At 72.7% G+C, this 24,570-nt stretch carries 19 protein-coding genes; 12 read left to right on the top strand and 7 right to left on the bottom strand.

Annotated features, from left to right (window positions below):
• Nucleotides 1-458 precede the first annotated feature (458 nt).
• From ACZ7MX_RS19060 to ACZ7MX_RS19085, 6 genes are all read left to right on the top strand, one after another.
• Nucleotides 459-1,100: a (2Fe-2S)-binding protein gene (locus tag ACZ7MX_RS19060; protein ID WP_472133553.1), complete on the top strand. Its 642-nt coding sequence runs from the start codon at nt 459-461 to the stop codon at nt 1,098-1,100.
• Nucleotides 1,097-2,089, top strand: coding sequence for an FAD binding domain-containing protein (locus ACZ7MX_RS19065; protein WP_472133555.1), 993 nt, complete (start codon nt 1,097-1,099; stop codon nt 2,087-2,089). The genes ACZ7MX_RS19060 and ACZ7MX_RS19065 overlap by 4 nt, the downstream gene beginning before the upstream one ends.
• On the top strand, nt 2,086-4,248 hold the full coding sequence (locus tag ACZ7MX_RS19070) for a xanthine dehydrogenase family protein molybdopterin-binding subunit (protein WP_472133557.1): 2,163 nt from the start codon (nt 2,086-2,088) through the stop codon (nt 4,246-4,248). The genes ACZ7MX_RS19065 and ACZ7MX_RS19070 overlap by 4 nt, the downstream gene beginning before the upstream one ends.
• A complete protein-coding gene (locus tag ACZ7MX_RS19075; protein WP_472133559.1) occupies nt 4,229-5,386 on the top strand; it encodes an XdhC family protein in 1,158 nt (385 codons plus the stop codon). The genes ACZ7MX_RS19070 and ACZ7MX_RS19075 overlap by 20 nt, the downstream gene beginning before the upstream one ends.
• Nucleotides 5,387-5,596: 210 nt before the next feature.
• On the top strand, nt 5,597-8,359 hold the full coding sequence (locus ACZ7MX_RS19080; RefSeq protein ID WP_472133561.1) for a SpoIIE family protein phosphatase: 2,763 nt from the start codon (nt 5,597-5,599) through the stop codon (nt 8,357-8,359).
• A gap of 196 nt (nt 8,360-8,555) precedes the next feature.
• Nucleotides 8,556-9,317 (top strand): GNAT family N-acetyltransferase, encoded by a 762-nt coding sequence (locus ACZ7MX_RS19085; protein WP_472133563.1) that lies wholly within the window; start codon nt 8,556-8,558, stop codon nt 9,315-9,317.
• 40 nt (nt 9,318-9,357) lie between these two features.
• Here the strand turns inward: ACZ7MX_RS19085 and ACZ7MX_RS19090 are convergent, their stop codons facing one another.
• Nucleotides 9,358-10,839 (bottom strand): MFS transporter, encoded by a 1,482-nt coding sequence (locus ACZ7MX_RS19090; protein ID WP_472133565.1) that lies wholly within the window; start codon nt 10,837-10,839, stop codon nt 9,358-9,360.
• A 164-nt stretch (nt 10,840-11,003) separates the two neighbouring features.
• Here ACZ7MX_RS19090 and ACZ7MX_RS19095 point away from each other — a divergent pair, with 164 nt between their 5' ends.
• Nucleotides 11,004-11,876: a helix-turn-helix transcriptional regulator gene (locus ACZ7MX_RS19095; RefSeq protein WP_472133567.1), complete on the top strand. Its 873-nt coding sequence runs from the start codon at nt 11,004-11,006 to the stop codon at nt 11,874-11,876.
• Here the strand turns inward: ACZ7MX_RS19095 and ACZ7MX_RS19100 are convergent.
• Complete coding sequence (locus ACZ7MX_RS19100) at nt 11,821-13,155, bottom strand: cytochrome P450 (protein ID WP_472133569.1); 1,335 nt, start codon at nt 13,153-13,155, stop codon at nt 11,821-11,823. The two genes, ACZ7MX_RS19095 and ACZ7MX_RS19100, sit on opposite strands and share 56 nt — an antisense overlap.
• On the bottom strand, nt 13,152-13,973 hold the full coding sequence (locus tag ACZ7MX_RS19105) for an alpha/beta fold hydrolase (RefSeq protein ID WP_472133572.1): 822 nt from the start codon (nt 13,971-13,973) through the stop codon (nt 13,152-13,154). Before ACZ7MX_RS19105 ends, ACZ7MX_RS19100 begins: the two co-directional genes overlap by 4 nt.
• A 138-nt stretch (nt 13,974-14,111) precedes the next feature.
• Between ACZ7MX_RS19105 and ACZ7MX_RS19110 the strand changes: the two genes are divergently transcribed.
• From ACZ7MX_RS19110 to ACZ7MX_RS19125, 4 genes are all read left to right on the top strand, one after another.
• Nucleotides 14,112-14,918: a DUF72 domain-containing protein gene (locus ACZ7MX_RS19110; protein ID WP_472133574.1), complete on the top strand. Its 807-nt coding sequence runs from the start codon at nt 14,112-14,114 to the stop codon at nt 14,916-14,918.
• Between the two features lie 33 nt (nt 14,919-14,951).
• On the top strand, nt 14,952-15,218 hold the full coding sequence (locus tag ACZ7MX_RS19115; RefSeq protein WP_388959810.1) for an acylphosphatase: 267 nt from the start codon (nt 14,952-14,954) through the stop codon (nt 15,216-15,218).
• A 493-nt stretch (nt 15,219-15,711) separates the two neighbouring features.
• Nucleotides 15,712-15,918: a hypothetical protein gene (locus tag ACZ7MX_RS19120; protein WP_107052853.1), complete on the top strand. Its 207-nt coding sequence runs from the start codon at nt 15,712-15,714 to the stop codon at nt 15,916-15,918.
• 122 nt (nt 15,919-16,040) lie between these two features.
• Nucleotides 16,041-17,174, top strand: coding sequence for a PP2C family protein-serine/threonine phosphatase (locus ACZ7MX_RS19125; RefSeq protein WP_472133576.1), 1,134 nt, complete (start codon nt 16,041-16,043; stop codon nt 17,172-17,174).
• Here ACZ7MX_RS19125 and grpE read toward each other — a convergent pair.
• The 4 genes from grpE to ACZ7MX_RS19145 form a co-directional block, all read right to left on the bottom strand.
• A complete protein-coding gene (gene grpE / locus ACZ7MX_RS19130; RefSeq protein ID WP_472133578.1) occupies nt 17,131-17,823 on the bottom strand; it encodes a nucleotide exchange factor GrpE in 693 nt (230 codons plus the stop codon). The genes ACZ7MX_RS19125 and grpE overlap by 44 nt on opposite strands.
• Nucleotides 17,820-19,703, bottom strand: coding sequence for a molecular chaperone DnaK (gene dnaK / locus ACZ7MX_RS19135; protein ID WP_472133580.1), 1,884 nt, complete (start codon nt 19,701-19,703; stop codon nt 17,820-17,822). Before dnaK ends, grpE begins: the two co-directional genes overlap by 4 nt.
• A 765-nt stretch (nt 19,704-20,468) precedes the next feature.
• A complete protein-coding gene (locus ACZ7MX_RS19140) occupies nt 20,469-21,449 on the bottom strand; it encodes a 2-hydroxyacid dehydrogenase (RefSeq protein WP_472133582.1) in 981 nt (326 codons plus the stop codon).
• A 110-nt stretch (nt 21,450-21,559) separates the two neighbouring features.
• A complete protein-coding gene (locus tag ACZ7MX_RS19145) occupies nt 21,560-22,729 on the bottom strand; it encodes a lactate 2-monooxygenase (protein WP_472133584.1) in 1,170 nt (389 codons plus the stop codon).
• A gap of 175 nt (nt 22,730-22,904) precedes the next feature.
• Here ACZ7MX_RS19145 and ACZ7MX_RS19150 point away from each other — a divergent pair, with 175 nt between their 5' ends.
• Complete coding sequence (locus ACZ7MX_RS19150) at nt 22,905-24,200, top strand: PucR family transcriptional regulator (protein ID WP_472133586.1); 1,296 nt, start codon at nt 22,905-22,907, stop codon at nt 24,198-24,200.
• Nucleotides 24,201-24,570 lie beyond the last annotated feature (370 nt).

A 24,570-nucleotide genomic window follows, 5' to 3' on the forward strand; every position in this document is an offset into this window, starting at 1 on the left:
TGGGGTGGTCGCCTTCCTGTACTTGCTACGTTCGCCACGTTTGCCACGTTCACTACGTTGCCGTGCTCCTCGCACGTATTGACTGCAATGCAATGCAATGCACTGCGCTGCACTGCATTGACCTGCACCGCACTCGATCTGCCCTGTCGTGTTGGCGTGCTGAGGCGCCGACGCACTGCATGCACTGCCTTCCCGAAGGTGCCTGACTGAAGGTGCCCTCCTGAAGGTGCCCTTCTGAAAGTGCCCTTCTGAAGGTCCCCTCGGCGCTCGCCCGGACGCCGGACACCGGACCGTAGACGCCGGATCTGCGATCCCCCTTGCCCTGAACGCCTAGCCCCGCCCGCCTTCTTGACCGTCCGACCTTCCCCGAGCTCCCTGTCCCTGCCCTCTTTCCTTCCCTGCCTCCCCTCCCGTTTCGCGCATCGGATACGTGAAGTCACACGCGAAAGAAGCTGATCATGGCCCTATCGACGTCCAGTGCCATCACTTTGAACATCAACGGCGAGAAGCATGCGCTGCCCGTCGACCACCGCACCACACTGCTCGACGCGCTGCGCGAGCGGCTCGATCTGACAGGTACCAAAAAGGGCTGTGACCAGGGCCAATGTGGTGCTTGTACGGTGCTGATCGACGGGCGCAGAGCCGTCTCCTGCCTTCAGCTCGCGGTGGCCGCCGAGGGGCGGGAGATCACCACGATCGAGGGCGTGGCGGACGGTGAGACGCTCCATCCGGTGCAGCAGGCCTTTCTCGACCTCGACGGCTATCAGTGCGGGTACTGCACCCCGGGGCAGATATGTTCCGCCCTCGCGGTGATCGAGGAGCACGCGGCCGGCTGGCCGAGCGCGGTGAGTGCCGATGTACGGCCGGAGGCGGGGGTTCCGCCCTTGACGCCCGAGGAGATCCGGGAGCGGATGAGCGGCAACCTGTGCCGCTGCGGGGCGTATGTGTCGATCGTCCAGGCCGTCGCGCGAGCGGCAGCCGCGCACGGTGCCGGATCGACGCAGGGGATCGAGACCCAGGAGAGCGAGAGGCAGGAGAGCGCGACGCGGGGATTCGAAGCGGGTGCGGCGGGCTCGGCGGGTGCGGAGGTGACGGCATGAGGGAATTCGGCTATCGGCGGGTCTTCGACGTTCCCGGGGCGGTCGCGCTGCTCGGGTCCGATCCGGAGGCGCGCTTTCTCGGTGGGGGCACCAATCTCGTCGACCTGATGAAGGCCGGGGTGGAGCGGCCCGGACTGCTCATCGACGTACGTGAACTCCCTCTGGACGGGATCGCGTTCACGGAGGGCGGCGGGCTGCGGATCGGCGCCACGGTGACCAACAGCGATCTCGCGGCCCATCCCGACGTGCGGCGGCGCTACCCGGCGTTGGCGCAGGCGGTGCTCGCCGGTGCCTCCGGCCAGTTGCGCAACATGGCCACCGTCGGCGGGAACCTGCTGCAACGGACGCGCTGCGGGTACTTCACCGACCTCACCCGTCCCTGCAACAAGCGGACGCCCGGCAGCGGTTGCCCCGCCATCGAGGGCGAGCACCACAATCACGCGATCCTCGGCGCCTCCGCGCACTGCGTCGCCGTCCACCCCTCGGACATGGCGGTGGCGCTGGCCGCCTTCGACGCCGTCGTCCACTACGAAACGGCGGACGGGCCGGGTGAGTTGCCGTTCGCGGAGTTCCATCTGCCCGTGGGGGACACCCCGCATCGGGAGACCGCACTGCCCGCCGGGGCGCTGATCACCGGCATCACCCTGCCGCCCCTGCCGGTCGCCGCGGCTTCGCGCTACCGCAAGGTGCGGGAGCGCGCGTCGTACGCCTTCGCGATCGGCTCGGTCGCCGCCGCCCTCGACGTCCGCGACGGGGTCGTGCGCGACGTCCGCCTCGCCCTCGGGGCGGTGGCGTCACGGCCGTGGCGGGCCCTGGCGGCCGAGCGGGTGCTGACCGGGAAGCCGGCCGGCGCCGACGCGTTCGCCGCCGCCGCGGACGCCGAACTCGCCGCCGCCGAGGCACTGCCCCACAACGGATACAAGGTGACGCTGATGCGCAATCTCATTGTCGCCCTGCTGACCGAGCTCGCCGAGGAGGCCGCGCGATGACCACGACGACGGAAACCACCGCGGTACGGAAGGCCGTCGGCACCGCGCACACCCGGGTGGAGGGCCTGGCCAAGGTCACCGGCGCGGCGCGCTACGCCGGCGAGATCCCGTTCGCCGAGCTCGCCCACGGCTGGCTGGTGGTGTCCACCATCGCCCGCGGCCGGATCCGCTCGGTGGAGTCCGGTCCCGTCCTGGCGATGCCCGGCGTGCTCACCGTGCTGCACCACGGCAACGCCCCGCGCGTGGACACCGACTACGTCGGCATGCTGGGCGTTCCGCCGGACCCGACCTGCGCGGTGTTCCAGCACGACCGGGTGCCGAGCCTGGGCTGGCCGGTGGCGCTGGTCGTCGCCGAGACGTCCGAGCAGGCCAGGGAGGCCGCCGAGGCGCTGGTGGTGCACTACGACCAGGAGCCCCACGACATCGATTTCGCCGGCGGGCACCCGGACGCCTACCCGCTGGACGGCCATCTGCCGGCGGTGGCGGAGAAGGGCGACCTGGAGGCCGAACTCACCGCGTCCGCCGTCGTCCTGGACGCCGAGTACACCACGCCCGAAGAGCACCACAACCCGATGGAGCCCCATGCGGCGACGGCCCGCTGGGACGGCGGCCGGCTGGAGGTCGTCGACTCCAACCAGGGCGCCACCTGGGTCGTGGGCGAGCTCGCCAAGCTGTTCTCGCTCGACCCGTCCGCGGTGCGGGTGCGGTCCGAGCACATCGGCGGCGGGTTCGGCAGCAAGGGCGTGCGCGCACACCAGGTGGCCGCCGTGATGGCCGCGACCGCCCTCCAGCGCCCCGTACGCGTCGTCCTGACCCGCCGTCAGATGTTCTCGCTGGCCGGATACCGCAGCCCCACCAGCCAGCGGGTCAGGCTCGGCGCCGACGCCGACGGGCGGCTGCGCGCGCTGGAGCACCGCGCCCTGAGCCTGACCTCCACCGTGCACGAATTCATCGAGCCGAGCGCCGCCGTGGCCCGGGTGATGTACGACGCGGACGCCCACCACACCGCCAACACCGTCGTACGGCTCGACGTGCCGACACCGACGTTCATGCGCGCGCCGGGCGAGGCACCGGGGTCGTTCGCGCTGGAGGCGGCGCTCGACGAGCTCGCCGAGAAGTGCGGGATCGACCCGATCGAGCTGCGGCTGCGCAACGAACCCGAGAAGGGCCCGGTCTCCGGCCTGCCGTTCAGCAGCCGCAATCTGCGCGCCTGTTTCGAGGAGGGCGCCCGCCGGTTCGGCTGGGCCGGCCGGGACCCGCGTCCCGGGCTCCGCCGTGACGGGCGCTGGCTGCTCGGCACCGGCACGGCCGCGGCCTCCTTCGGCGCCGGAGCCGCACCCTCCACGGCGGCCCTGACCGCCGAGGCCGACGGCACCTTCACCGTACGGATTGCCGCGGCCGACATCGGCACCGGAGCGCGCACCGCGCTCACCCTGGTCGCCGCCGACGCGCTGGAGGTCCCGCCGGACCGGATCCGGGTGCGCATCGGGGACAGCGACTTCGGCCCGGCGATGATCGCAGGCGGCTCGATGGGCACCCGCTCCTGGTCCTGGGCGGTGCTGGCTGCGGCGGAAGAGCTGCGCGAGCGGCTCGCACTGGGCGCGGACCTCCCACCGGAGGGCATCACCGTACGGTCGGACACCACCGCGGCGATCGGCGCCCTCGCGCAGAAGGAACGGCACTCCTTCGGCGCACAGTTCGCCGAGGTCGCGGTGGACGTCGCCACCGGCGAGGTGCGGGTCCGGCGCATGCTCGGCGTCTTCGCGGCGGGCCGGATCGTCAATCCCCTCACCGCGCGCAACCAGTTCGTCGGTGGCATGATCTGGGGCATCTCCATGGCCCTGCACGAGGAGGCGGTCCGGGACCGCGCCTCGGGCGGCCACGTCGGCGCGGACCTCGCCGGCTATCACGTCGCCACACACGCCGACGTACCGCTCGTCGAAGCGGACTGGGTGGACGATCCGGACCCGGACGACCCGGTGGGGATCAAGGGCATCGGCGAGATCGGCCTCGTCGGTGCCGCGGCAGCCGTCGCCAACGCGGTCTGGCACGCGACCGGTGTACGGCACCGGCATCTGCCGATCCGGCCGGACCGGGTCCTGCAGGCGGGGACCGGACGAGGAAGCGTGGGAGAGCGGGATGCTGGACATCGCCGATGAACTGAACCGGTGGACCGAGGAGGGCCGGGAGTTCGCCGTCGCCACGGTCGTGGGCGTCGGCGGCAGCGCCCCGCGCAGCCCCGGCGCCGCCCTCGCCGTCGACAGCCGGGGCACGGCCATCGGGTCGGTCTCCGGCGGATGCGTGGAGGCGGCCGTCTACGACCTGTGCGCCCAGGCGCTACAGGAGGGCACGATCGTCCGCGAACGCTTCGGATACAGCGCCGAGGACGCCTTCGCAGTCGGCCTGACCTGCGGCGGAACGATCGACGTCCTGGTCACCCCGGTGACCGCCGACGCCCCGGACCGGCCGGTGCTCGCCGCCGCGCTGGCGGCCGCCGCCCGCGGAGAGGCGGCGGCCCTGGCCCGGGTGATCCGGGGCCCGGCCGACCTCCTCGGCCGGGCGCTGCTCGTCCGCCCGGACGGCTCCCACGAAGGCGGTCTCGGCGGCGGGCCGGATCTGGACCGGACGGCACGGGGCGAGTCCCGCGCCATGCTCGACGCGGGCCGCACCGGCAGCTTCGACGTCTCGGCGGGCGGCACCCGTTGCGAGGCGGAGCTGACGCTGTTCGTCGAGGCGAGCGTACCGCCGCCCCGCATGATCGTCTTCGGTGCGGTCGACTTCGCCGCGGCCCTGGTGCGCACCGGCAAGTTCCTCGGCTACCACGTCACCGTCTGCGACGCCCGCCCCGTCTTCGCCACCCAGGCCCGCTTCCCGGAGGCCGATGAGATCGTGGTCGACTGGCCGCATCGCTACCTCCGGCGCACCGCGACCGACGGCCGTACGGCCCTGTGCGTGCTCACCCACGACGCCAAGTTCGACATCCCCCTGCTGGAGGTGGCGCTGCGCCTGCCGGTCGCGTTCGTCGGCGCGATGGGGTCCCGCCGCACCCACGACGACCGCGACCGAAGACTCCGCGAGGCCGGCCTCACCGACCGTGAGCTGGCCCGGCTGCACTCGCCGATCGGCCTCGACCTCGGGGCCCGTACGCCCGAGGAGACCGCCCTGTCCATCGCCGCCGAGATCGTCGCGTCCCGTCGCGGCGGCACGGGCCGGCCGCTGACCGGCTCCGGCACCCCGATCCACCGCGACCCCGCCGACCCGGCCCCGGGCCCGGCCGGCTCAACCGCCGCCGCCTGAGCCTCCCCGGAGGTCGTCTTCTCCGGAACGGAGCTCGCCGGGGCCGCGGACCGGCGCCGTACCTGGGAGTTCCTGGGCGAGCTGGCGGCCTGAGCGCGGCGGCCGGGCCCCGGAAACACCGCCGCGCGGGCCCGGTCACCGCCGTACAGTCATGCGATACCTCAGCGTGGTGCGTACCGGCCACCTCGGTGCGCGAGGTACACATAGAACATGGCCCGATTTTCCGGCCGCTTTCCGTGGTTCGCTCCGACGCGCAGGCACACCGGTCGGAGCCCGGGCGGCAACGGCCGGCGGGCCCGGGACGACGGCCCGCCGAAGCCGCTGAACCAACGCCTGCGCGGCCTGGTGGACGTCCACAGCGTCGCCGGCCAGATGTTCCTCCTGCAGGTGCTGATCGTGCTGCTGCTCGTCGTGGCCGCGGTGATCACGCTGCTGGTCCAGGCGCGCAGCGACCGGTTCCAGGGCGCCCGGGACCGTTCGCTCGCCTCCGCCGAGTCCTTCGCGCACGCCCCCGGCCTGCCCACCGTGCTGAAGAAGGGCCATCCGGGCGCGAGCGCGGTGCTCCAGCCGCTGACCGAGGACGCCCGCAAGCGCGGCGGGGTGGACTTCATCGTCGTCATGGACCGCAAGGGGATCCGCTACACCCACCCGATCCCCAGCCGGATCGGCAAGAAGTTCGTCGGCAACATCAAGCCGTCCCTCGCCGGCCGCACCACCATCGAGAGCGTCTACGGGCCGCTCGGCCACGAGGTGCAGGCAACGGTCCCGGTGAAGGACGCCCAGGGCAAGGTGGTGGCCCTGGTGAGCTCCGGCATGCGGGTCAGCCGGGTCAGCAGCGCCGTCGACCGTCAGGTGCCCGTCGTCATCGGTGCCGGCGGCGCCGCGCTCGCCCTCACCACGGCCGGCACCGCACTGGTCAGCCGCCGGCTGCGGCGCCAGACCCGGGGACTCGGCCCGGCGGAGATGACCCGGATGTACGAGCACCACGACGCGGTGCTGCACGCCGTGCGCGAGGGCGTACTGATCCTCGACGCGGACGGGCGGGTCCTGCTGGCGAACGACGAGGCCCAGAAGCTGCTGGGCCTGCCCGCCGACGCCGAGGGGCAATGCCTCACCGGCCTCGGCCTCGATTCCAAGATCGCCGAGCTGCTGACGTCCGGGCGGGCGATCTCCGACGAGGTGCTGCCGGTCAACGACCGGCTGCTCGCGCTGAACATCCGGTCCACCGACCGCCAGGGCGGCCCGCCCGGCAGCGTCGCCACGCTGCGGGACTCCACCGACCTGCTCGCCCTCGCGGGGAAGGCGGAGGTCACCCAGAGCCGGCTGCGGCTGCTGTACGAGGCCAGCGTGGCCATCGGCACCACCCTCGACGTACGGCGCACCGCCGAGGAGCTGACCCAGGTCGCCGTGCGGTGGTTCGCCGACTACGCCAGCGTCGACCTGGCCGAACCCGTACTGAGCGGCGGAGAGCCACCGGTGGGCTCGTACCGCGAGGCGCCCGAGCTGCGCCGGGTGGCGGTCGCCGGGATCCGCGACGACCACCCCCTCTACCGGCCGGGCGAGGTGCACACCTACCTCTCGCTCACCCCGATGGCCACCGGATTCGTCAGCGGCCAGTCCGTGCTCGTACCCGATGTGCGGGCCGCCGGCGACTGGTACCCCGACGACCCCGGGCGGCTGGAACTGGTCATGAGCCACGGCTGCGAATCCCTGATCACCGTTCCGCTCCAGGCCCGCGGCGTCCGGATGGGGATCGTCAACTTCTGGCGCTCCCGGGAGCGGCCCTACGAGGAGGGCGAGCTGTCGCTGGCCGAGGAGATGGCGGCCCGGGCCGCCGTGTGCATCGACAACGCGCGCCGCTTCACCCGCGAGCACGCCATGGCCGTCACCCTCCAGGAGAGCCTGCTGCCGCGCGGTCTGCCCGAACAGAGCGCCCTCGACCTCGCCCACCGCTACCTGCCCGCACAGACCGGGGTGGGCGGCGACTGGTTCGACGTCATCCCGCTGCCCGGCGCCCGGGTCGCACTGGTCGTCGGGGACGTCGTCGGGCACGGGCTGCACGCCGCGGCGACCATGGGACGGCTGCGTACCGCGGTGCAGAACTTCTCCACCCTCGACCTGCCGCCCGACGAGCTCCTCGGCTTCCTGGACGAGCTGGTCAACCGCATCGACGAGGAGGCCATCGCGGCGAACGACGAGGCCACGGTCGCCGGCGCCACCTGCCTCTACGCCATCTACGACCCGGCCTCCGGCCGCTGCGCGCTGGCCCGGGCCGGCCACCTCCCGCCGGCCCTCGTCCACCCGGACGGCACCGTCGCGTACCCGGACCTCCCGGCCAGCCCGCCGCTCGGCGTCGGCGGCCTGCCCTTCGAATCGGTGGAGCTGTTGCTGCCCGAGGGCAGCAATCTGGTGCTCTACACCGACGGCCTGGTGGAGGACCGCAACCACGACATCGACACCGGCATGCACCAGCTCGCCACGGCCCTGGCGCACCGCGACCGGACGCCGCAGGAGACCTGCGACGCCGTGCTCGGCGCCCTGCTCCCCGACCGGCAGCGCGACGACATCGCCCTCCTCGTGGCGCGCACCCGCCTGCTGCCGCCCGACCGCATCGCCGAGTGGGAGGTGCCCGCCGACCCCGCGGCCGTCGGCGAGGCCCGCGCGCACCTCACCCGGCAGCTCCTGGAGTGGGGCCTGGAGGAGGAGGTGTTCACCACCGAGCTCATCCTCAGCGAGCTGGTCACCAACGCCATCGTCTACGCCTCCGGCCCGATCGGCGTCCGCCTGCTGTACGACCGCACGCTGATCTGCGAGGTCTCCGACACCAGCAGCACCGCGCCCCATCTCCGGTTCGCCGCGGGCGAGGACGAGGGCGGCCGCGGGCTCTTCCTCGTCGCCCGGATGGCAGGGCGCTGGGGCACCCGTTACACCGCCGAAGGCAAGATCATCTGGGCGGAACTGGCCCTGCGCTGACCGCCCGCGGGCCGGCGCGGAGGTGGATTTGCGTCCGGCCCGGGGCGGTGTGCGACAGTGGGCCGTCCGGTCGGCCGGGCCCGCCCCCGTGCGCTGCCGCCGCCGGGCTCCCCCCACCCCCACGGACGGTTCCGACCGCGCCCGCGCGCGCAGCGGAACCGCCGCCTTCCCGTGTCCGTACGTCCCCCTGAGAGCGATGCTGGCAACGACCCTCGTCCCCCGGGCCACCGATCTGTTCGACCAGGGCCTGGAACGCCGGACCGGTTCCGCCCTGCTGCGTTTCGGCGCCGCGCGGCAGCGACCGGCCGGCCGGCCCGGCTGGTCCGGCGACGGCGCCGTGGCCTGGCTCGACGACACCCGCGGGCACGTGTGGAGCGTCGGCGGACCCCAGGCCGCGGCCGGACTGGTGCTGCGCGCCGCGCTGGGCCTGCCCGACCGGGTGCAGGAGTTCACCGGCCCGCGCGGCACGGCCGCCCTGGTCGGCCGCCACCTCCCGGTGACCGACGTCGTCGAGTGGGTCTTCCGCTGGACGCTCCAGGAACCGCCCGTCCAGCGCGCGGAGGAGCGGGTGGTCGTGCTCGACGAGACCCACCACGACGAACTGCTCGCCTTCCTCGGGGTGCACAGCCCGGCCCACTCCACCGGACCCGGCTCCTCCGCCGTCAGCCTGTGGGCGGGCATCCGCGGCCCGGACGGGAACCTCGAGGCCTGCGGCGCCCTGAGCAGCCTGCGGGACACCGGCGCCCCGCTCATGGCCTCCGTCGCCACCGACGCCGCGCAGCGCGGCCAGGGCCTCGGTGCGGCACTGACCGCATGGCTGACCCGGTACGCGGTGCGCCGGCACGGCTTCTGCACGCTGTGGCAACTCGCCGACAACACGCCCGCCGACCGGCTCTACACCCGCCTCGGCTACCGCAACGAGGACCCCTGCGTGTCCGCCCGCCTCATCACGCACTGACCCGGGACACCGCGGACACCGCCGCCGGCCGGGCCCCGGCTCACCGGCCGGCCGGCGCCGGGTCCGGCAGGACCCGCAGGAGCAGCGAGAGGGCGACGGCCAGGGCGAGGTCGAAGAACAGCGCCGCCATCAGGGCGTGCCCGTAGGCGCCGACGTCGTGGCGTGCGGCGTGGCCCAGCGTCCCGTAGAACAGGACGCCGACCAGCGCGACCCCGACCGAGCCGCCGATCTGCTGGCCGGTGGAGAGCACACCGGAGGCCATCCCGATCTCCGCCGGCCGGATGCGGGCGAGCACGGCGTTGAGCAGCGGCGTGACCAGGACCCCGTTGCCCAGGCCCACGACGAGCAGCGGCAGGGCCAGCGACCGGGCCGTCAGCGTCTGGCCGGCGAGCCCGACGACAGCGAGCGACATCGCGTGGCCGAGCCCGAGGACCAGCGCCCCGGCCTGGAGCAGCCGCTTCCCGTACCGCGCCAGCCGCCCCGCCACCAGGCTCCCGGTGAAGAAGCCCGCGGCGAACGGCAGGTAGAACACCCCGGCGCCCAGCGCGTCCAGCCCCAGCCCGTCCTGCACGGTCACGGACAGCACCAGGAAGAAGGAGTTGATCCCGAAGTACGCCAGGAGGACCAGCACCATCCCGATCGCGAAGGCCCGCTCCCGCAGCAGCCCCGGCCGTACCAGCGGGGACCGGCCGCGCGCCTCGACCCGGCGTTCCACGGCACCGAAGCCGAGCAGGGCGAGCACCCCCGCGGCCAGGCTGACCCACGCCCAGGCGGGCCAGCCGGCCTCCCGGCCCTCCACCACGGGCACGACCAGGAGGAACAGTGCCACCGTCAGCACCGCCACGCCCGCCAGGTCCAGCCGACGGCCCTCGGGCGCCCGCGACTCGGGCAGGAGGACCGCCGCGAGGGCCAGCGTCACCAGCCCGACGGGAACGTTGACCCAGAAGATCGGCCGCCAGGACGCGCCGAACAGGTCGGCGGAGAGCAGGACTCCGCCCAGCAGCTGGCCGGCCACCCCCGCCGTGCCGATCACTGCTCCCAGCACGCCGAAGGCCCGGGCCCGCCGCTCAGGCGGCAGCAGCACCTGGATCGTCGAGAAGACCTGCGGGAACATCACCGCGGCCCCGAGCCCCTGGACGAGCCGGGCCGCGATCAGCGCCCCGGCTCCGGGCGCGGCCGCACAGCCCACCGACGCCAGGGTGAAGAGGCCCATTCCGATGAGGAAACAGCGCTTGCGGCCGAACCGGTCGCCGAGGCGGGCACCGGTGATCAGCGCGACGGCGTAGGTGAGTTGATAGCCCGCCAGGATCAGCTGCACATCGGCGTCCGAGGCGCGCAGATCGTCCTGGATGGCGGGCGCCGCCACCAGCACGATGAAGGTGTCGAGCACGGCCATGAAGACGCCGGTGAGGACGACGGACAGGGCCCGCCACGGAGCGGGCGGGCGGGCCGCCGCGGTGTGCGGGGCAGCGGCGGCGGGCGAGGCGGGTACCGGACCGGCCGGCGGTCGGAGAGGAGTCATGCCTGCGACCCTGGCCCGGGCCGCAGGAACCGAACAGAGGCTATTTATCCTGGTGGCAGCGGTACCGGTGTCGGCCGAAGGACCACCTCAGGGCCTCGCCGCACGGGGCCGCGGGACGGGGAAGCGGCGGGCGCACGGCACGGTGCGCGGCGGAGAGGGGTCCGATGGCCGACCAGGAACGGCGCCGGGTGCTGGCGGAGTTCCTCCGCTCGCGACGCGAACGGGTCCCGCCCGCCGACGCCGGACTCCCCGCGGGCCCTCGCCGCCGTACGCCCGGCCTGCGCCGCGAGGAGGTCGCCGTCCTCTCGGGCGTCAGCGTCACCTGGTACACCTGGCTCGAACAGGCCAGGGACATCAGCGTGAGCCGTCAGGTGCTGCACAGCCTGGCCCGGGCGCTGCGGCTGTCCGCCGCCGAGACCCGCCACCTGTTCGCGCTGGCCGGGCAGCCGCTGCCCGCGCCGGCCGGCGACCACCCCGGCGGGCCGGAACTGCAGCGCCTGGTGGACGCGCTCGACCCGCACCCCGCGTACCTGCTCGCGCCCAACTGGGACCTGCTGGCCTGGAACCGCGCCGAGGCCGGCCTCATCGGCGACCCGGCCCACTGGGACGCCGCGGAACGCAACCTGATGCGCCTGGTGTTCACCCGCCCCAGGATCCGTACGCTCCTGGCCGACTGGGACGCCCAGGCCAGGGCCCTGCTGGAGCAGTACCGCGCCAGCGCCGACCGGCACCCCGACGACCCGGAATTCCGCCGGCTCACCGCCGAACTGTGCGCCCGCAGCGAGGAGTTCCGGACCTGGTGGGCCACCCATGACGTGGCGGACTTCCGGCCGGCGCGCAGGGAGTTCGACCATCCGTCACTGGGCCGGCTGACCTTCGACTACGTCAAGCTCGCGGCCGTGGACGCACCGGGCGTCACCCTGGTCTCCTGCCTGCCCGCCGACGCGGCGACCGCCGCCAGACTCCCCGAACTCGCCGCGCTCAGCCCGGTGGGCGATCCCCCTCCGGCGGGAGGAGCCGCAGCGGCAGGGACTTGAGGCCGTGGATGAAGTTCGACACCAAGTACCTTGGTGGGGCGGCGAGTTCCAGGGCGGACAGCAGATCGCGGGTCTCCTCGTAGAGCACCCGCAGCTGCAGCCGGGCGAGATGGGCACCCAGGCAGACGTGCGGGCCGTCGCCGAAGGAGACATGGGGGTTGGGCGAACGGGCGAGGTCCAGGCGGTGCGGGGCGGCGAACACCCGCTCGTCGTAGTTGGCCGAGCCGTGGAAGACGACCACCTTGTCACCGGCGCGGATCGGGCGGCCGGCAAGTTCCGTGTCGCATGCCGCGGTACGGCGGAAACTGAGCACCGGCGGATGCCGGCGCAGCAGTTCCTCCACGCACGAGGACGTCGCCACGGCACCGGCGCGCAGCGCGCGGTAGGCGTCCGGGTGCCGGGCCAGGGTCAGCAGGCCGCCCGGTGCCGCGCTGCGGACCGTGTCGTTCCCCGCGATGGTCAGCAGGAAGAAGAACATCTCCAGCTCGGGCGTGGCCAGTTCGCGGTCCGTGGCGAGGACCGTCAGCACGTCGTCGCCGGGGTGCCGCCGCTTGTGGGCGGCCAGCTCGCGCGCGAACGCGAACATGTCCTGCAGCATCGCCGGCGAACGCGGATCGGCCGGACGGCCGTCCGGGCCGGACGCCGGCGGACCGGCTTCGTCCGGGTCCTGGTAGCCGATGACCCGCCGGGTCCAGTCCAGCAGCAGCCCGCGTTCACCGGGCGGCACCCCCAGCACGTCGGCGAGGTTGAGCAGCGCGTAATCGTCGGTAACGGTGGTGACCAGGTCGACCACACCGCTCCCGGCGCGCGCCGTGTCGAGCGCCGCGGTCAGCAGACCGCGGGCCCGGTCGCGTACCGCCGTCTCGAAGCGGTCGATCCGGCCCCGGGTGAAGGCCCGGCCGACCAGCCGGCGCAAACGACCGTGGGTGTTGGGGTCTCCCCTGCTCGAACGGAGTTGAGAGCTTGGGGAAGGGTCCTGATTGAGCATCATCCGCCGGATGAACGGCAGGTCGGCGGGGTCCGGATCGCGGATCTGGGTGGCGCCCAGGTACGACGAGAAGGTGCGGGCGTCCTTCAGGACGCGGACGACGTCGGCATGCCGGGTGACCGCCCAGAATCCGGGCCCGGCGGGCCAGCCGAGGACCTCGTGCTCCTCCTGCCAGGCCACCGGGTGCCGGTCGCGCAGCAGCCGGTAGGCGGAGTGCGGCAGCCCCTGGGCATAGCCGCGGGGGTCGAAGACGTCGGGTATCCGGGGAGCGTCGCCCGCCGGAGGCGTCATCCGGCCTCCGGCCCGCCGGCGGCCCTGACACCGCGGCCCCAGTCCCCGTCGCCGTCCGCGCGCAGGAAGTCCTCGACGGTGCGGATCAGCTCCAGCGGCGTCTCGTCCATCGCGTAGTGCCCGGCCGCCGACAGCTCGATCAGCTGGCTGTTGGCGTACCACCGCAGCCACGTCCGGCGGGTCAGTTCGGCGGTGAGCGCGGGGTCCAGGGCGCCGGTCACCGCCAGCGCCGGCACCGGCGAACCGTCGACGTCGTCGGCGAAGCCCTCACCGGCCCAGGAGTCCAGCCAGGTACGGAACGCCGTCGGATTGCTGCACTCCAGCGACCGCCGCACCATGCGGTCCAGCCAGGCGTCGGGGCGCCGGCCGCCGGATGTCAGGTCGATGATGGCCCGCCGGCTGTCCGGGGCGTGCGCCGCCGAGGAGAACAGCGCCCACTGGTCCGGCGGCAGCGGAAACCCGGAGGCGGGCACCGGCGAGATGCCGACCAGCCGCCGGACCCGCGCCGGGGCTGCGGCCAGCACCCGCTGGACGACGCTGCCGCCCATCGAATGGCCGAGCACCGAGAACCGGTCCCAGCCCAGCCGGTCGGCGAGCGCCAGCACATCGGCCGCGCCCTCCGCCGTGGTGTACGCCCCGGCCGCCTCCTGCGCCTCGCCGTAGCCACGGAGATCGACCAGTGCGTACTGGAAGGCGGCGCGGTCGAGGTCGGGGAGAAGCGGTGCGAAGGCGGACCGGTCGGCGAACCACCCGTGGACGGCGATCACCTTGTGCGGGCCCCTGCCGTGCAGGGCGTGGGGCAGGACGAAGGAAGTCACGGACCCCACACTGACCGTCACCACCGGGCTCCGCAAGGGCGTACCGGCGCGGGCGGGAGCCGTGAGACGGACGTGGCACCGATGGCGCCCTGAGGGTGCTCTGATAGGGCGCGCGCACCAGCGGGCAGGCATCCGGACATGACCGTCCTCCTCGGAACCTCCGGCTGGCAGTACAAGGACTGGCGCGGTGTCCTCTACCCGCCGGACCGGCCGCAGCGGCTGTGGCTGGAGGAGTACGCGCGCGGGTTCGCGACCGTCGAGAGCAACGCGGCCTTCTACCGGCTGCCCGAGGAGAAGACCTTCGCCGACTGGCGGGACCGGACCCCGGACGGCTTCGTGATGGCCGTCAAGGCGAGCCGCTATCTGACCCACATCAAGCGGCTGCGCACCCCGGAGGAGCCGGTGGACCGGCTGATGTCACGGGCCGCCGCCCTCGGGCCGCGGCTCGGACCCGTACTGCTCCAGCTGCCGCCCACGCTGCGGCGGGACGCCGGGCTGCTGGACGCCTGCCTCGGCTGCTTCCCGGCCGGTACGCGGGTGGCCGTCGAGCCCCGGCACGACTCGTGGTGGACCGAGGAGGTCCGGGAGGTGCTGGAGCGCCGGGGCGCGGCGCTGTGCTGGGCGGACCGGGGGTCCCGTCCCGTGGCACCGCTGTGGCGGACCGCCGACTGGGGCTACGTGCGGTTCCACGAGGGCCGCGCGGCGCCCTGGCCGCGCTACGGGAGAAAGGCGCTCGCCACCTGGGCGCGCCGGATCGCCGACACCTGGCCGGACCGGGCCGACGTGTACGCGTACTTCAACAACGACCCGGGCGGCGCGGCCGTGCACGACGCGAGCGTCTTCGCGCGGGCGGTGGCGGCCACCGGGCGCACGGTCAGCCGTACGCCGTCCGGGCGCGAGGGCAGACCTGACGAGAGAGCAGACCCGACGACGGGGCAGACGTGACGAGAGGGAAGCCATGACGCGAGGTGAGGACGGATGATCCGCAGGCGGGTGGTGGTCTCGGGGACCGTGCAGGGGGTGTTCTTCCGCGACACCTGCCGGCGCACGGCCGAGGCGCGGGGCGTGGCCGGCTGGGTGCGCAACGTTCGGGACGGAACGGTGGAGGCCGTCTTCGAGGGCGATCCGGAGAGTGTGCAGAAGCTGGTGGAGTGGGCGCACCAGGGGCCGCCCGCGGCGGTCGTCGACGCGGTGTCGGTGACGGAGGAGGAACCCGAAGGGCTGCCGGGCTTCGAGGTCCGGTAATCGCCCCGGACGCCTGAAGGTGCCGATTTCGTCCGGCCTGGCCAATTGCATGTGCCGTCGGGTCATACATCCCGACATCTCTGGTCATCCCGGCCCCTGTGTACCCCCTCGAAACGTAAATGCAGATATGTCCAGTCGCGGCCGGGTGCGGTGCCTTTTCCGGGGGTGCGGCGTCTTTTCGCAATGGCCGAGACGTTGCTTCCATGGGTGCGTGGTTCGTTGGATACGTCACCCGGTGACTGACAAAGCTGCACTTCAGCGGGGTTGTGAGGGCGAACGTGAACATCTGGAAAGGAAAATGGGTGGCAGGTTGCCTGACGCTTCGTTGGCGTGATTGCATCCTTCCGGTGCGGGAGATTGATCTTCGCGGCCCGGTTTATCGGGCGGTGAAGTCGCGCCGCTGGACCGTGCGCAATTTTTCTTGCATGTGGAGTGCATGAATGCGCGCGGTGTCCGCCAGGAAAATTGAGAGTAATGAAGGAAGGGCACGTACATGCGTGACATCGTCGAGACCTGCGAGATTGCCGACAGCGAGCTGGACAACATTTCCGGTGGTCTCGCCAGCGCCGGTGCCGAGGTGGCCGGCCACGGTGGTTCGGTGGCCATCGGCGACGTCGTCGGCACCGCCCAGTCGCTCGTCCCCTCCCTGCCCACCGGGCAGCTGGCCGGTCTGGCCACCGTGCAGACCAGCGACGTCTGAGACGTCACCGCAGACCTGCGGAGGCCGGCGCGGCACCGCGTCGGCCAGGACCCCGGGACCCACGGTCCCGGGGTCCCTCCCGTTGCCCGGCATGGTCGGCGGGAGGGGTGTAAAGAGGAGTTATGCGCCTCCGGCACGGTCCCGACCCGCCCGCCGGCTTCCGGCGGGGGAGCCCCGGCCTGCTGGTCGTCCCGCTGGCGATCATCGTGGCCGTGACCGTGGTGGACATCAACTCCCCGACGAGCATCCACCTCGGCCCGTTCCTGGTCGCCGCGCCCGCGATCACCGCCTCCTTCGCCGGACCCGGCCTCACCGCAGCGGTCGGCGCCCTCGCGGTGGCGGCCCAGATCGTCGTCGGCATGCTGCACGGCGGTCTGATGACCCCCAATCACCAGGCGCAAATCGCCGCCCTGCTGCTGATCTCCGTGCTCGTCACCGTCTTCCGGTACGTCCAGGACCGCCACCAGCGGCGGTTCAGCCAGGTGCAGTCGGTGGCCGTCGCGGCGCAGCAGGTCCTGATGCGGCCGCTGCCCGAACGCCTCGGCCCGCTGCGGATCGCCGCCACCTACCTCGCCGCCGACGCCGAGGCGCTGATCGGCGGCGACCTGTACGCGGTGGCGCCCACCCCGGGAGCCACCCGGCTGGTCGTCGGCGACGTCCGCGGCAAGGGACTGGCCGCCATCGGCGAGGCGGCGGTGCTGATCGGCGCCTTCCAGGGCTCCGCCTACCGCAACCTCTCCCTGCCGGCCATCGCGGCCCACCTGGGGAACTCCGTGCACTGGAACACCGCGCACCTCACCGCCGCCGATCCCGAGCCCACCGAGTCCTTCGTGACCGCGGTCGTGCTGGACGTCCACCACGACGAGCCGTTCCTCACGATGGTCAACTGCGGGCACCCGCCACCGCTCCTGCTGCGGGAGGGCAAGGTCCGTCCCCTGGAGGTACGGGAACCCGCGCTGCCCCTGGGAATCGGCGCCCCCGCGGAGGGCGACTACCAGGTCGAGACCTTCGGCTTCGCCCCCGGTGATCTGCTCCTGCTGTACACGGACGGGGTGATCGAGGCCCGGGACGCGACCGGCGCGTTCTACCGGCTGACGGACCGGGTCGCCGTCTGCACCGACCGGGACCCGGGCGCGCTGGTGGCGCACCTCCGCGACGACCTGCTGGCGTACGTCGGCGGAACCCTCAGCGACGACGTCGCCCTCATCGCCCTCACCAGGACGGACGGGCCGGAGCCGCGGGCGGATCACCCGTGACCGACACCTGCGCGGGACGGAGCAGATGGTCACCGACGCGGTAACCCTGCCGGAGCACCGCGGTGCACACGGCACCCGAGGGGCTTTCGGGACGGCTCATCGCCGTGAAGGTGACGGCCTCGTGGATCTCCGGATCGAAGGCATCACCCACGCTGCCGAAGGAGATCAGGCCCAGCGAGGTCAGTTCGGCCACCAGCGCCCGGGCGACCCGCCCGAAGCCACCCGTGACCTCGCCCTGCCCGGCCGCCTCCTCGACGGCGTCGAGCACCGGAAGCAGCCGGCCCAGCACATTGACCACGGCGATCTCACCGACCGCCAGCCGGTCCCGGTGCACCCGCTTGCGGTAGTTGTCGTACTCGGCCTTCAGGCGCTGCAGATCGGCCGTGCGCTCCTGCAGTTCGGCGGTGCGCTGCCGCAGCTCGGCGCGGAGCACGGCCTCCTGGGGGGACGTACCGGCCTCTTCGGACACGCGGGACGGCGGGGGACCGGTGTCCCGGTCGGTCCGCTCGGTACGGGACGACGGGGAACCGGCCTCGCTCCCGGAGCCGGCCTGCTGCCCGCGCCGTCCGGGCTCCGGCCGGTCCGCGCCGCTTCCGACGATGGCCAGCGGCGGCCGGGACGTGCCGCGGAGCCGGGTCGGGCGGCTCATGGCGTGCCTCCCTCCCGCTTGTCGTCGTCGACGATCTCGGCATCCACGACGTCGTCGGCGGCGTCGGACTTGCCCTGCTCACCCGCGCCGCCCCCGGCGGCTGTGGTGCCACCCGCGGCGGCCTGCGCGGCCTGGGCGTCGGCGTACATGGCCTGGCCGAGCTTCTGGGAGACGGCCGCGACCTTCTCGACGGCGCTGCGGATCTCCGCGGTGTCCTGGCCCTTGAGCTTCTCCTTCAGCTCACCGACGGCGGTCTCGACCTCGGTCTTGATCTCACCGGGGACCTTGTCCTCGTTGTCCTTGAGGAACTTCTCGGTCTGGTAGACGAGCTGCTCGCCCTGGTTGCGGGTCTCCGCGGCCTCGCGGCGCTGCCGGTCCTCCTCGGCGTGCCGTTCGGCGTCGCGCACCATCTGGTCGATGTCGTCCTTCGGCAGCGAGGAGCCGCCGGTGACGGTCATCTTCTGCTCCTTGCCCGTGCCCAGGTCCTTCGCGGTCACGTGCATGATGCCGTTGGCGTCGATGTCGAAGGACACCTCGATCTGCGGCACCCCGCGCGGGGCCGGCGGCAGGCCGGTGAGCTGGAACATCCCGAGCTTCTTGTTGTACGCCGCGATCTCGCGCTCGCCCTGGTAGACCTGGATCTGCACGGACGCCTGGTTGTCCTCGGCGGTCGTGAAGATCTCCGAGCGCTTGGTCGGGATCGTCGTGTTCCGCTCGATGAGCTTGGTCATGATGCCGCCCTTGGTCTCGATGCCCAGGGACAGCGGGGTGACGTCGAGGAGCAGAACGTCCTTGACCTCGCCCTTGAGGACACCGGCCTGCAGGGCGGCCCCCACCGCCACGACCTCGTCCGGGTTGACGCCCTTGTGCGGGTCCTTGCCGGTGAGCTCCTTGACCAGCTCGGTCACGGCGGGCATCCGGGTCGAACCGCCGACCAGGATCACGTGGTTGATGTCCGAGAGCTTGATCCCGGCGTCCTTCACCGCGTTGTGGAACGGCGTCTTGCAGCGCTCCAGGAGGTCCGCGGTCAGCTGCTGGAACTGCGAGCGGGTCAGCTTCTCGTCCAGGTGCAGCGGGCCCTCCGCCGAGGCGCTCAGATACGGCAGGTTGACCGTCGTCTCGGTGGCCGCCGACAGCTCGATCTTCGCCTTCTCCGCGGCCTCCCGCAGCCGCTGGGTGGCCATCTTGTCGTTCGACAGGTCGATGCCGTACGCGTTCTTGAACTGCTTGGCCAGGTAGTCGACGATCCGCTGGTCCCAGTCGTCCCCACCCAGATGGGTGTCGCCGTTGGTGGCCTTGACCTCGACCACGCCCTCGCCGATCTCCAGCAGCGAGACGTCGAACGTGCCACCGCCGAGGTCGAAGACCAGGATCGTCTGGTCGTTCTCCTTGTCCAGGCCGTACGCCAGCGCCGCGGCGGTCGGCTCGTTGACGATCCGCAGCACCCGCAGGCCGGCGATCTCCCCGGCCTCCTTCGTGGCGGTGCGCTGCGCGTCGTTGAAATAGGCCGGAACGGTGACGACGGCGTCCGTCACGTCCTCTCCGAGGTAGTCCTCGGCATCGCGCTTGAGCTTCTGCAGCACCCGCGCGGAGATCTCCTGGGCGGTGTACCGCTTGCCGTCGATGTCGCCGCTGGCGGGGAAGCGCCAGTCCGACTCGCCCATGTGACGCTTGACCGACCGCGCGGTGCGGTCGATGTTGGTCACGGCCTGCCGCTTGGCGATCTCCCCGACCAGCACCTCACCGCCCTTGGCGAACCCCACCACCGACGGGGTCGTGCGAGCCCCCTCGGCGTTGGTGATCACCGTGGGCTCGCCGCCCTCCAGCACGCTGACCACCGAGTTCGTCGTACCGAGGTCGATACCCACTGCACGTGCCATGGTCTTCTCCTCACCTATCGGCCCGGGCGCTCGCCGCGGCAATTGTCCCATATTGCCGTTTCGCTGCGCTTTGCTGGCCTCCCACGTACCCGTCTTTCCCGCCGTCGGGGTTGCTCGCCGTTGCGCTTTGCGGCGCGCCGCACGTACCCGTCTTTCCCGTCGCGGGTCGTCTCGCCGTTGCGCCTGCGGCGGGCTGGGTTTGTGGTGGGTGCGGTGACTGGCCTGCGGGGCCTTGTTCGTGGACTGCTGGCGCTTTACGTCCACGAACAAGGCCCCTCCGGCCCGTCCCCTCCCGTTGGGGGAGTGTGCGGGTGCGTGGGGGCGCGCGTCGTTGCCCGCGCACCTGGTGTCATGTGGTCTTGGGAATGCCTCGCCCCGCCCACTGGGTTGTGGCCCCGCAGGGGGCCCTCGCGACCCTTACGGGTTCTGTTCGACCATCCCCTACGGGTACCCAGACCCCCTTGCATGCCTCAACGTCCACCCCCACGCACCGCATTCCTACCCCTTACGGGAGGGGACGGGCCGGAGGGGCCGGGGTGTGGGACGTAAAGCGTCAGCAGTCCCACACCCCGGCCCCGGAGGTCCGTCACCGCACCCAACACCCACCCAGCCCGCCGCAGGCGCAACGGCGAGAAACACCCGCGGCGCCGCAGACAGCCACGTAGGCGGCGCCGCAAAGCGCAACGGCGAGACGACCCGCGGCGGGACAGACGGCTACGTGGGAGGCACCGCAAAGCGGAGGCACCGCAAAGCGCAGCGAAACGGCTACGTGGGAGGAAGACCGACCACGTCCCGCAAGGCGTGGCCCTCCAGATGGGTGAGGACGTTCTGGACGGCCGCCAGGGCGATGCGGACCAGTGTTTCGCGGGTGACGCCCGCGACGTGGGGGGAGAGGACGACGTTCGGGGCCTTGAGGAGCCGGAGGGCCGCGGTGGGCGGTTCGGGGTCGAAGACGTCGATGCCGGCGCCGGCGAGGGTCCCGGCGGCCAGCGCGTCCGCGAGGGCGTCCTGGTCGATCAGGGCACCGCGTGCGGTGTTGATGACGAAGGCGGTCGGCTTGAGGAGGGCCAGCCGCTCGGCGTCCAGGAGGTGCCGGGTCGCCTCGGTGAGCGGGGCGTGCAGGCTCACGTAGTCCGACGTGCGGAGCAGCTCGTCCAGGTCCACATGGCGGGCCCCGCCGAGCCGGGCCGCGGTTTCCGGGTCGACCGGCCGCGGCCCGGCGTAGACGATGCTCATGTCGAATGCGACGGCGCGCCGCGCCACCTCCGCGCCGATGTGGCCGAGGCCGATGATGCCGAGGGTCTTCCCGGACAGCTCGGTGATCGATTGCTGTAGACGCGGCAGTGCCCAGTCCGCCTGGGTGAGCGCCGTATGGGCGGGGACCAGCTGCTTGGCGAGCGCGAGCATCAGGGCGAAGGTCTGCTCGGCCACGTTCTGCTTCTCGGCGCCGCTGGAGCCGATGTTGCAGACCGCCACGCGCCTCTCGCGCGCGGCGTCCAGATCGACGTAGTCGAAGCCGTGGCTGGCGCACTGGACCAGCTCCAACTCCGGTGCCGCAGCAAGGTGTTCGGCGGTCACGGGGCCGAGGCCGGTGATGATGACGTGCGCCGCGGCCAGCGCCGCGGGGTCCTCGTCGGTGCTCTCGACGACGGTGACCCGGGCCTGACCGGGAAAGACGCCGGCCAGCGCGGCGCCGGCGGCGCGGCCGCCCACGTGCGGGGAGATGACGGCGAGGACGTTCTTCATGGCGGGCCTCTCGGTTCGGGCGCGGTGTGCGCCGCGGTGGTCGTGCGGAAGGTGTGGTGGGGGCGTCGGCACGGGGCACGCCGGACGCCACGGCTGCGTGGACGCGGTGGTTACGAGGACGCCGTGGTGAGGTCGTCGGCGGTCAGCGTGCCGGGGCGGGCGTGCCCGGACAGCGCGAGGGTGAGGTCGAACTCGGCGAGCAGGCAGCGGATCACGTGCTCGACGCCGGCCTGGCCGTCGAGGCCGAGACCGTAGGCGTACGGGCGTCCGACCAGCACCGATTCCGCGCCGAGCGCCAGCGCCTTGACGATGTCGTCGCCGGTGCGGATACCGCTGTCGAAGAGCACCGTGAGCCGGTCGCCGGCCGCCTCGACGACGCGGGGCAACGCGTCCGCGGCGGCGACCGAGCCCGCCACCTGACGGCCGCCGTGGTTCGAGACGACCACGCCGTCCATGCCGGCCTCGGCCGCCCGCAGCGCGTCGTCCGGATGCAGGATGCCCTTGAGCACGATCGGGCCGTCCCAGTTCTCCCGTAGGAACGCCAGGTCGGGCCAGGTCTTGCCGGGGTCGGCGAACATTCCGACGAAGTGCCTCACGGCCGCGTTCGGGTCCTCGTGGACCGGCTTGGCGAGCCCCGCCCGGAACGCGGGGTCGGAGAAGTAGTTGGCGGTGCCCACCCCGTGCAGGAACGGCAGGTACGCCTGGTCGAGGTCGCGCGGCCGCCAGGCGAGGAGCGGGGTGTCGAGGGTGACGAACAGCGCGGTGAAACCCGCCGCCTTCGCCCGTTGCAGGAAGCTCCTGGTGACCTCGCGGTCCTTCGCCCAGTACAGCTGGAACCACCGTTCCCCGTCGCCCATCGCCTCCGCGACCTGCTCCATGGGGGTGCTGGAGGCGGAGGAGAGGATGTACGGGACGCCGTGCGCCGCGGCGGCCCGGGCGGCGGCGGGCTCGGCGTCCGGATGCAGGATCGACAGCACCCCGACCGGGGCGAGCGCCATCGGCGCCGGCAGCCGGCGGCCCCACACCTCGACGGACAGGTCGCGTTCCTGCACGTCGCGGAGCATCCGCGGGACGATCTGCCGGCGGTCGAGGGCGGCCCGGTTGGCGGCCGCGGTGCTGCCGCTGCCCGCACTGCCCGCCACATAGCCGACCGGGCCGGGGCCCAGCCGCTGTTCGGTGAGCTCCTCCAGCCGGGTCAGATCGGTCGGCAGCCGGGGTACCGCGCCCGTCATGCCGTGGAGATAGATCTCGTACTGGAAGTCCGCCCAGTGCTTCGCCATCCGGCCGTCCCGTCTCTCGTGCGCTTCTCGCGTCTCCCTGGGGCCCACGGATCCGGTGCGAGCGCGCGGGGGACGCGACCGCGGGTCCGTCGGCCCGTCCCCGCGATCCTGGCGACAGTGACAAGATCCGTCCACGGTGGTGCGCACATTCTTCCGCTGCGACTATCACCCTGTGATGAACGACCGCGAGCGGATCCGGCAGGAGCTGACCGCCAGTCCCCGTGTCGTCGACGCCGTCGTGGACGCGGTGCACGCGCAGGTCCCGGCGTACGCGGCGCTCGACGACCGCCGGCTGCCGGAGGTGCGGGCGATCGCCGGCTGGGCCCTGGACCGGCTGCTGCACCTGTGGGCGACGGACGGTGTGCTGGCGCCGGCCGATCTGCGCCGGTTCCGCGGCATCGCGGCGGCCCGGGCCGCCGACGGCCGCCCCGTGCAGGCCGTCCTGCGGGCCTACCGGGTCGCGGCGACCGTCATCGCGGACGAGATCGCCCGCTGCACGCCCCGGCCCACCGCCGAGGACGCCTTCGCCCTCACCCGGATGCTGCTGACCGCGCTGGACACCCTGGCCGAAGAGATGGCGGGGACCTACGCGGCCGCGAACGAGGACCTCGCGGGGGACCGCGACCGGGCGCTGCGGCTGCTCCTCGACGACCTGATCGCCGGTCGGCACGCCTCCACCGGCGCCCTGACCGGCCGCGCCAACCGCCTGGGCGTACAGCTCCCGGACCCCTATTGCCTGCTGGTGGCCGAACCGGTTCAGTCGACCGAACCGGATGAGTCGACTGAACCGGTTGAGCCGGTCGAACTGGTGGAACCGGCCGAACCGGGCCGGCCGGGCCAACCGGGCCGGGCCTCCGTGCCGTTGGCACCGGCCGGCGTGGGCCCCGGGCCGGCCGTCCCGGGGGAGCCGGCGGACGAACTGCTCGCGGACCTGACCGGTCACGGGGGCGCGGGGCCGCCCGAGGTCACCGCGCTGGCGACGGTACGGGGATCCCGCCTCGTCCTGCTGCTCCCGGCCGGCGCCGAAGGGGCCGTGCCCGCGGCGCTGCGCGAGCGGGCGCTGCGCGGCTGCGCGATCTCCGGGGAGAGCCTGGAGCGGATCGCCGTGGCCCACCGCCTCGCGGCCGACGCCCTGGACACCGCCCCCGCGCACGCCCACCACCCCTCACGCCTCCTCACCGACGGGGACGCCCAGGTCCTCGCACTGCTCGCCGGCCGCCCCGCCACCACGCCCGACCAGATCGCCCGGCTGGTGCTCGGTCCGCTGCTGCACCCCGGCCGGCGGCACCTCCTGGACGCGCTCACCGCCTACCTCGACACCGGCTCCGCGAATGCCGCCGCCCGCAGGCTGGGCCTCCACCCGCAGTCGTTGCGCTACCGCCTGCGCCGCATCGGGGACCTCACCGGACGCGACCCCCGCGACCCGTGGCAGCGGCTCACCCTGGACATCGCACGCACCATCGGCCACTGACCACCTATCGGGTGGGCCTCCCCTTTCGGCGTGAAAGGCGACCACTCAGAAATAGGGGAAGCAAGGAACGAAAGCCGCCAGGAAAGCGTGTCTCTCGCTAAACGGACCTTTTGCGCCGATAGCTCGCCATGTGTGGTCCGCGGGAAAAAGGGGATGAGTCGGCGGGTCGGTGTACATAACAGCGAAGTTGATGCTCACTCAGAGTGATCAGCTAACTCCGGCCCGGCGCAGGTGGGTTGAAGATCTGGCGGTCCGATAGGGGTGGAGAGTTCACTCCGCGTGTCCGGACTCCTTCTTCCTTCGGGGTCTCAATGCGCACTCCGCTTTCGCATCGTTATTGGTTCGATTCTTGACGATCGGGCAGGTGGTG

The organism is Streptomyces sp. NPDC107765 (assembly GCF_055657085.1).

Bases quoted from the DNA above. Each gene is read 5' to 3' on its own strand.
- ACZ7MX_RS19120 (WP_107052853.1), top strand. From the start codon at position 15,712: ATGCGTGACATCGTCGAGACCTGCGAGATTGCCGACAGCGAGCTGGAC.
- ACZ7MX_RS19100 (WP_472133569.1), bottom strand. From the start codon at position 13,155: ATGACGCCTCCGGCGGGCGACGCTCCCCGGATACCCGACGTCTTCGAC.
- dnaK (WP_472133580.1), bottom strand. From the start codon at position 19,703: ATGGCACGTGCAGTGGGTATCGACCTCGGTACGACGAACTCGGTGGTC.
- ACZ7MX_RS19080 (WP_472133561.1), top strand. From the start codon at position 5,597: ATGGCCCGATTTTCCGGCCGCTTTCCGTGGTTCGCTCCGACGCGCAGG.
- grpE (WP_472133578.1), bottom strand. From the start codon at position 17,823: ATGAGCCGCCCGACCCGGCTCCGCGGCACGTCCCGGCCGCCGCTGGCC.
- ACZ7MX_RS19075 (WP_472133559.1), top strand. From the start codon at position 4,229: ATGCTGGACATCGCCGATGAACTGAACCGGTGGACCGAGGAGGGCCGG.
- ACZ7MX_RS19145 (WP_472133584.1), bottom strand. From the start codon at position 22,729: ATGGCGAAGCACTGGGCGGACTTCCAGTACGAGATCTATCTCCACGGC.
- ACZ7MX_RS19125 (WP_472133576.1), top strand. From the start codon at position 16,041: ATGCGCCTCCGGCACGGTCCCGACCCGCCCGCCGGCTTCCGGCGGGGG.
- ACZ7MX_RS19070 (WP_472133557.1), top strand. From the start codon at position 2,086: ATGACCACGACGACGGAAACCACCGCGGTACGGAAGGCCGTCGGCACC.
- ACZ7MX_RS19110 (WP_472133574.1), top strand. From the start codon at position 14,112: ATGACCGTCCTCCTCGGAACCTCCGGCTGGCAGTACAAGGACTGGCGC.
- ACZ7MX_RS19140 (WP_472133582.1), bottom strand. From the start codon at position 21,449: ATGAAGAACGTCCTCGCCGTCATCTCCCCGCACGTGGGCGGCCGCGCC.
- ACZ7MX_RS19085 (WP_472133563.1), top strand. From the start codon at position 8,556: ATGCTGGCAACGACCCTCGTCCCCCGGGCCACCGATCTGTTCGACCAG.
- ACZ7MX_RS19150 (WP_472133586.1), top strand. From the start codon at position 22,905: ATGAACGACCGCGAGCGGATCCGGCAGGAGCTGACCGCCAGTCCCCGT.
- ACZ7MX_RS19065 (WP_472133555.1), top strand. From the start codon at position 1,097: ATGAGGGAATTCGGCTATCGGCGGGTCTTCGACGTTCCCGGGGCGGTC.
- ACZ7MX_RS19095 (WP_472133567.1), top strand. From the start codon at position 11,004: ATGGCCGACCAGGAACGGCGCCGGGTGCTGGCGGAGTTCCTCCGCTCG.
- ACZ7MX_RS19090 (WP_472133565.1), bottom strand. From the start codon at position 10,839: ATGACTCCTCTCCGACCGCCGGCCGGTCCGGTACCCGCCTCGCCCGCC.
- ACZ7MX_RS19115 (WP_388959810.1), top strand. From the start codon at position 14,952: ATGATCCGCAGGCGGGTGGTGGTCTCGGGGACCGTGCAGGGGGTGTTC.
- ACZ7MX_RS19060 (WP_472133553.1), top strand. From the start codon at position 459: ATGGCCCTATCGACGTCCAGTGCCATCACTTTGAACATCAACGGCGAG.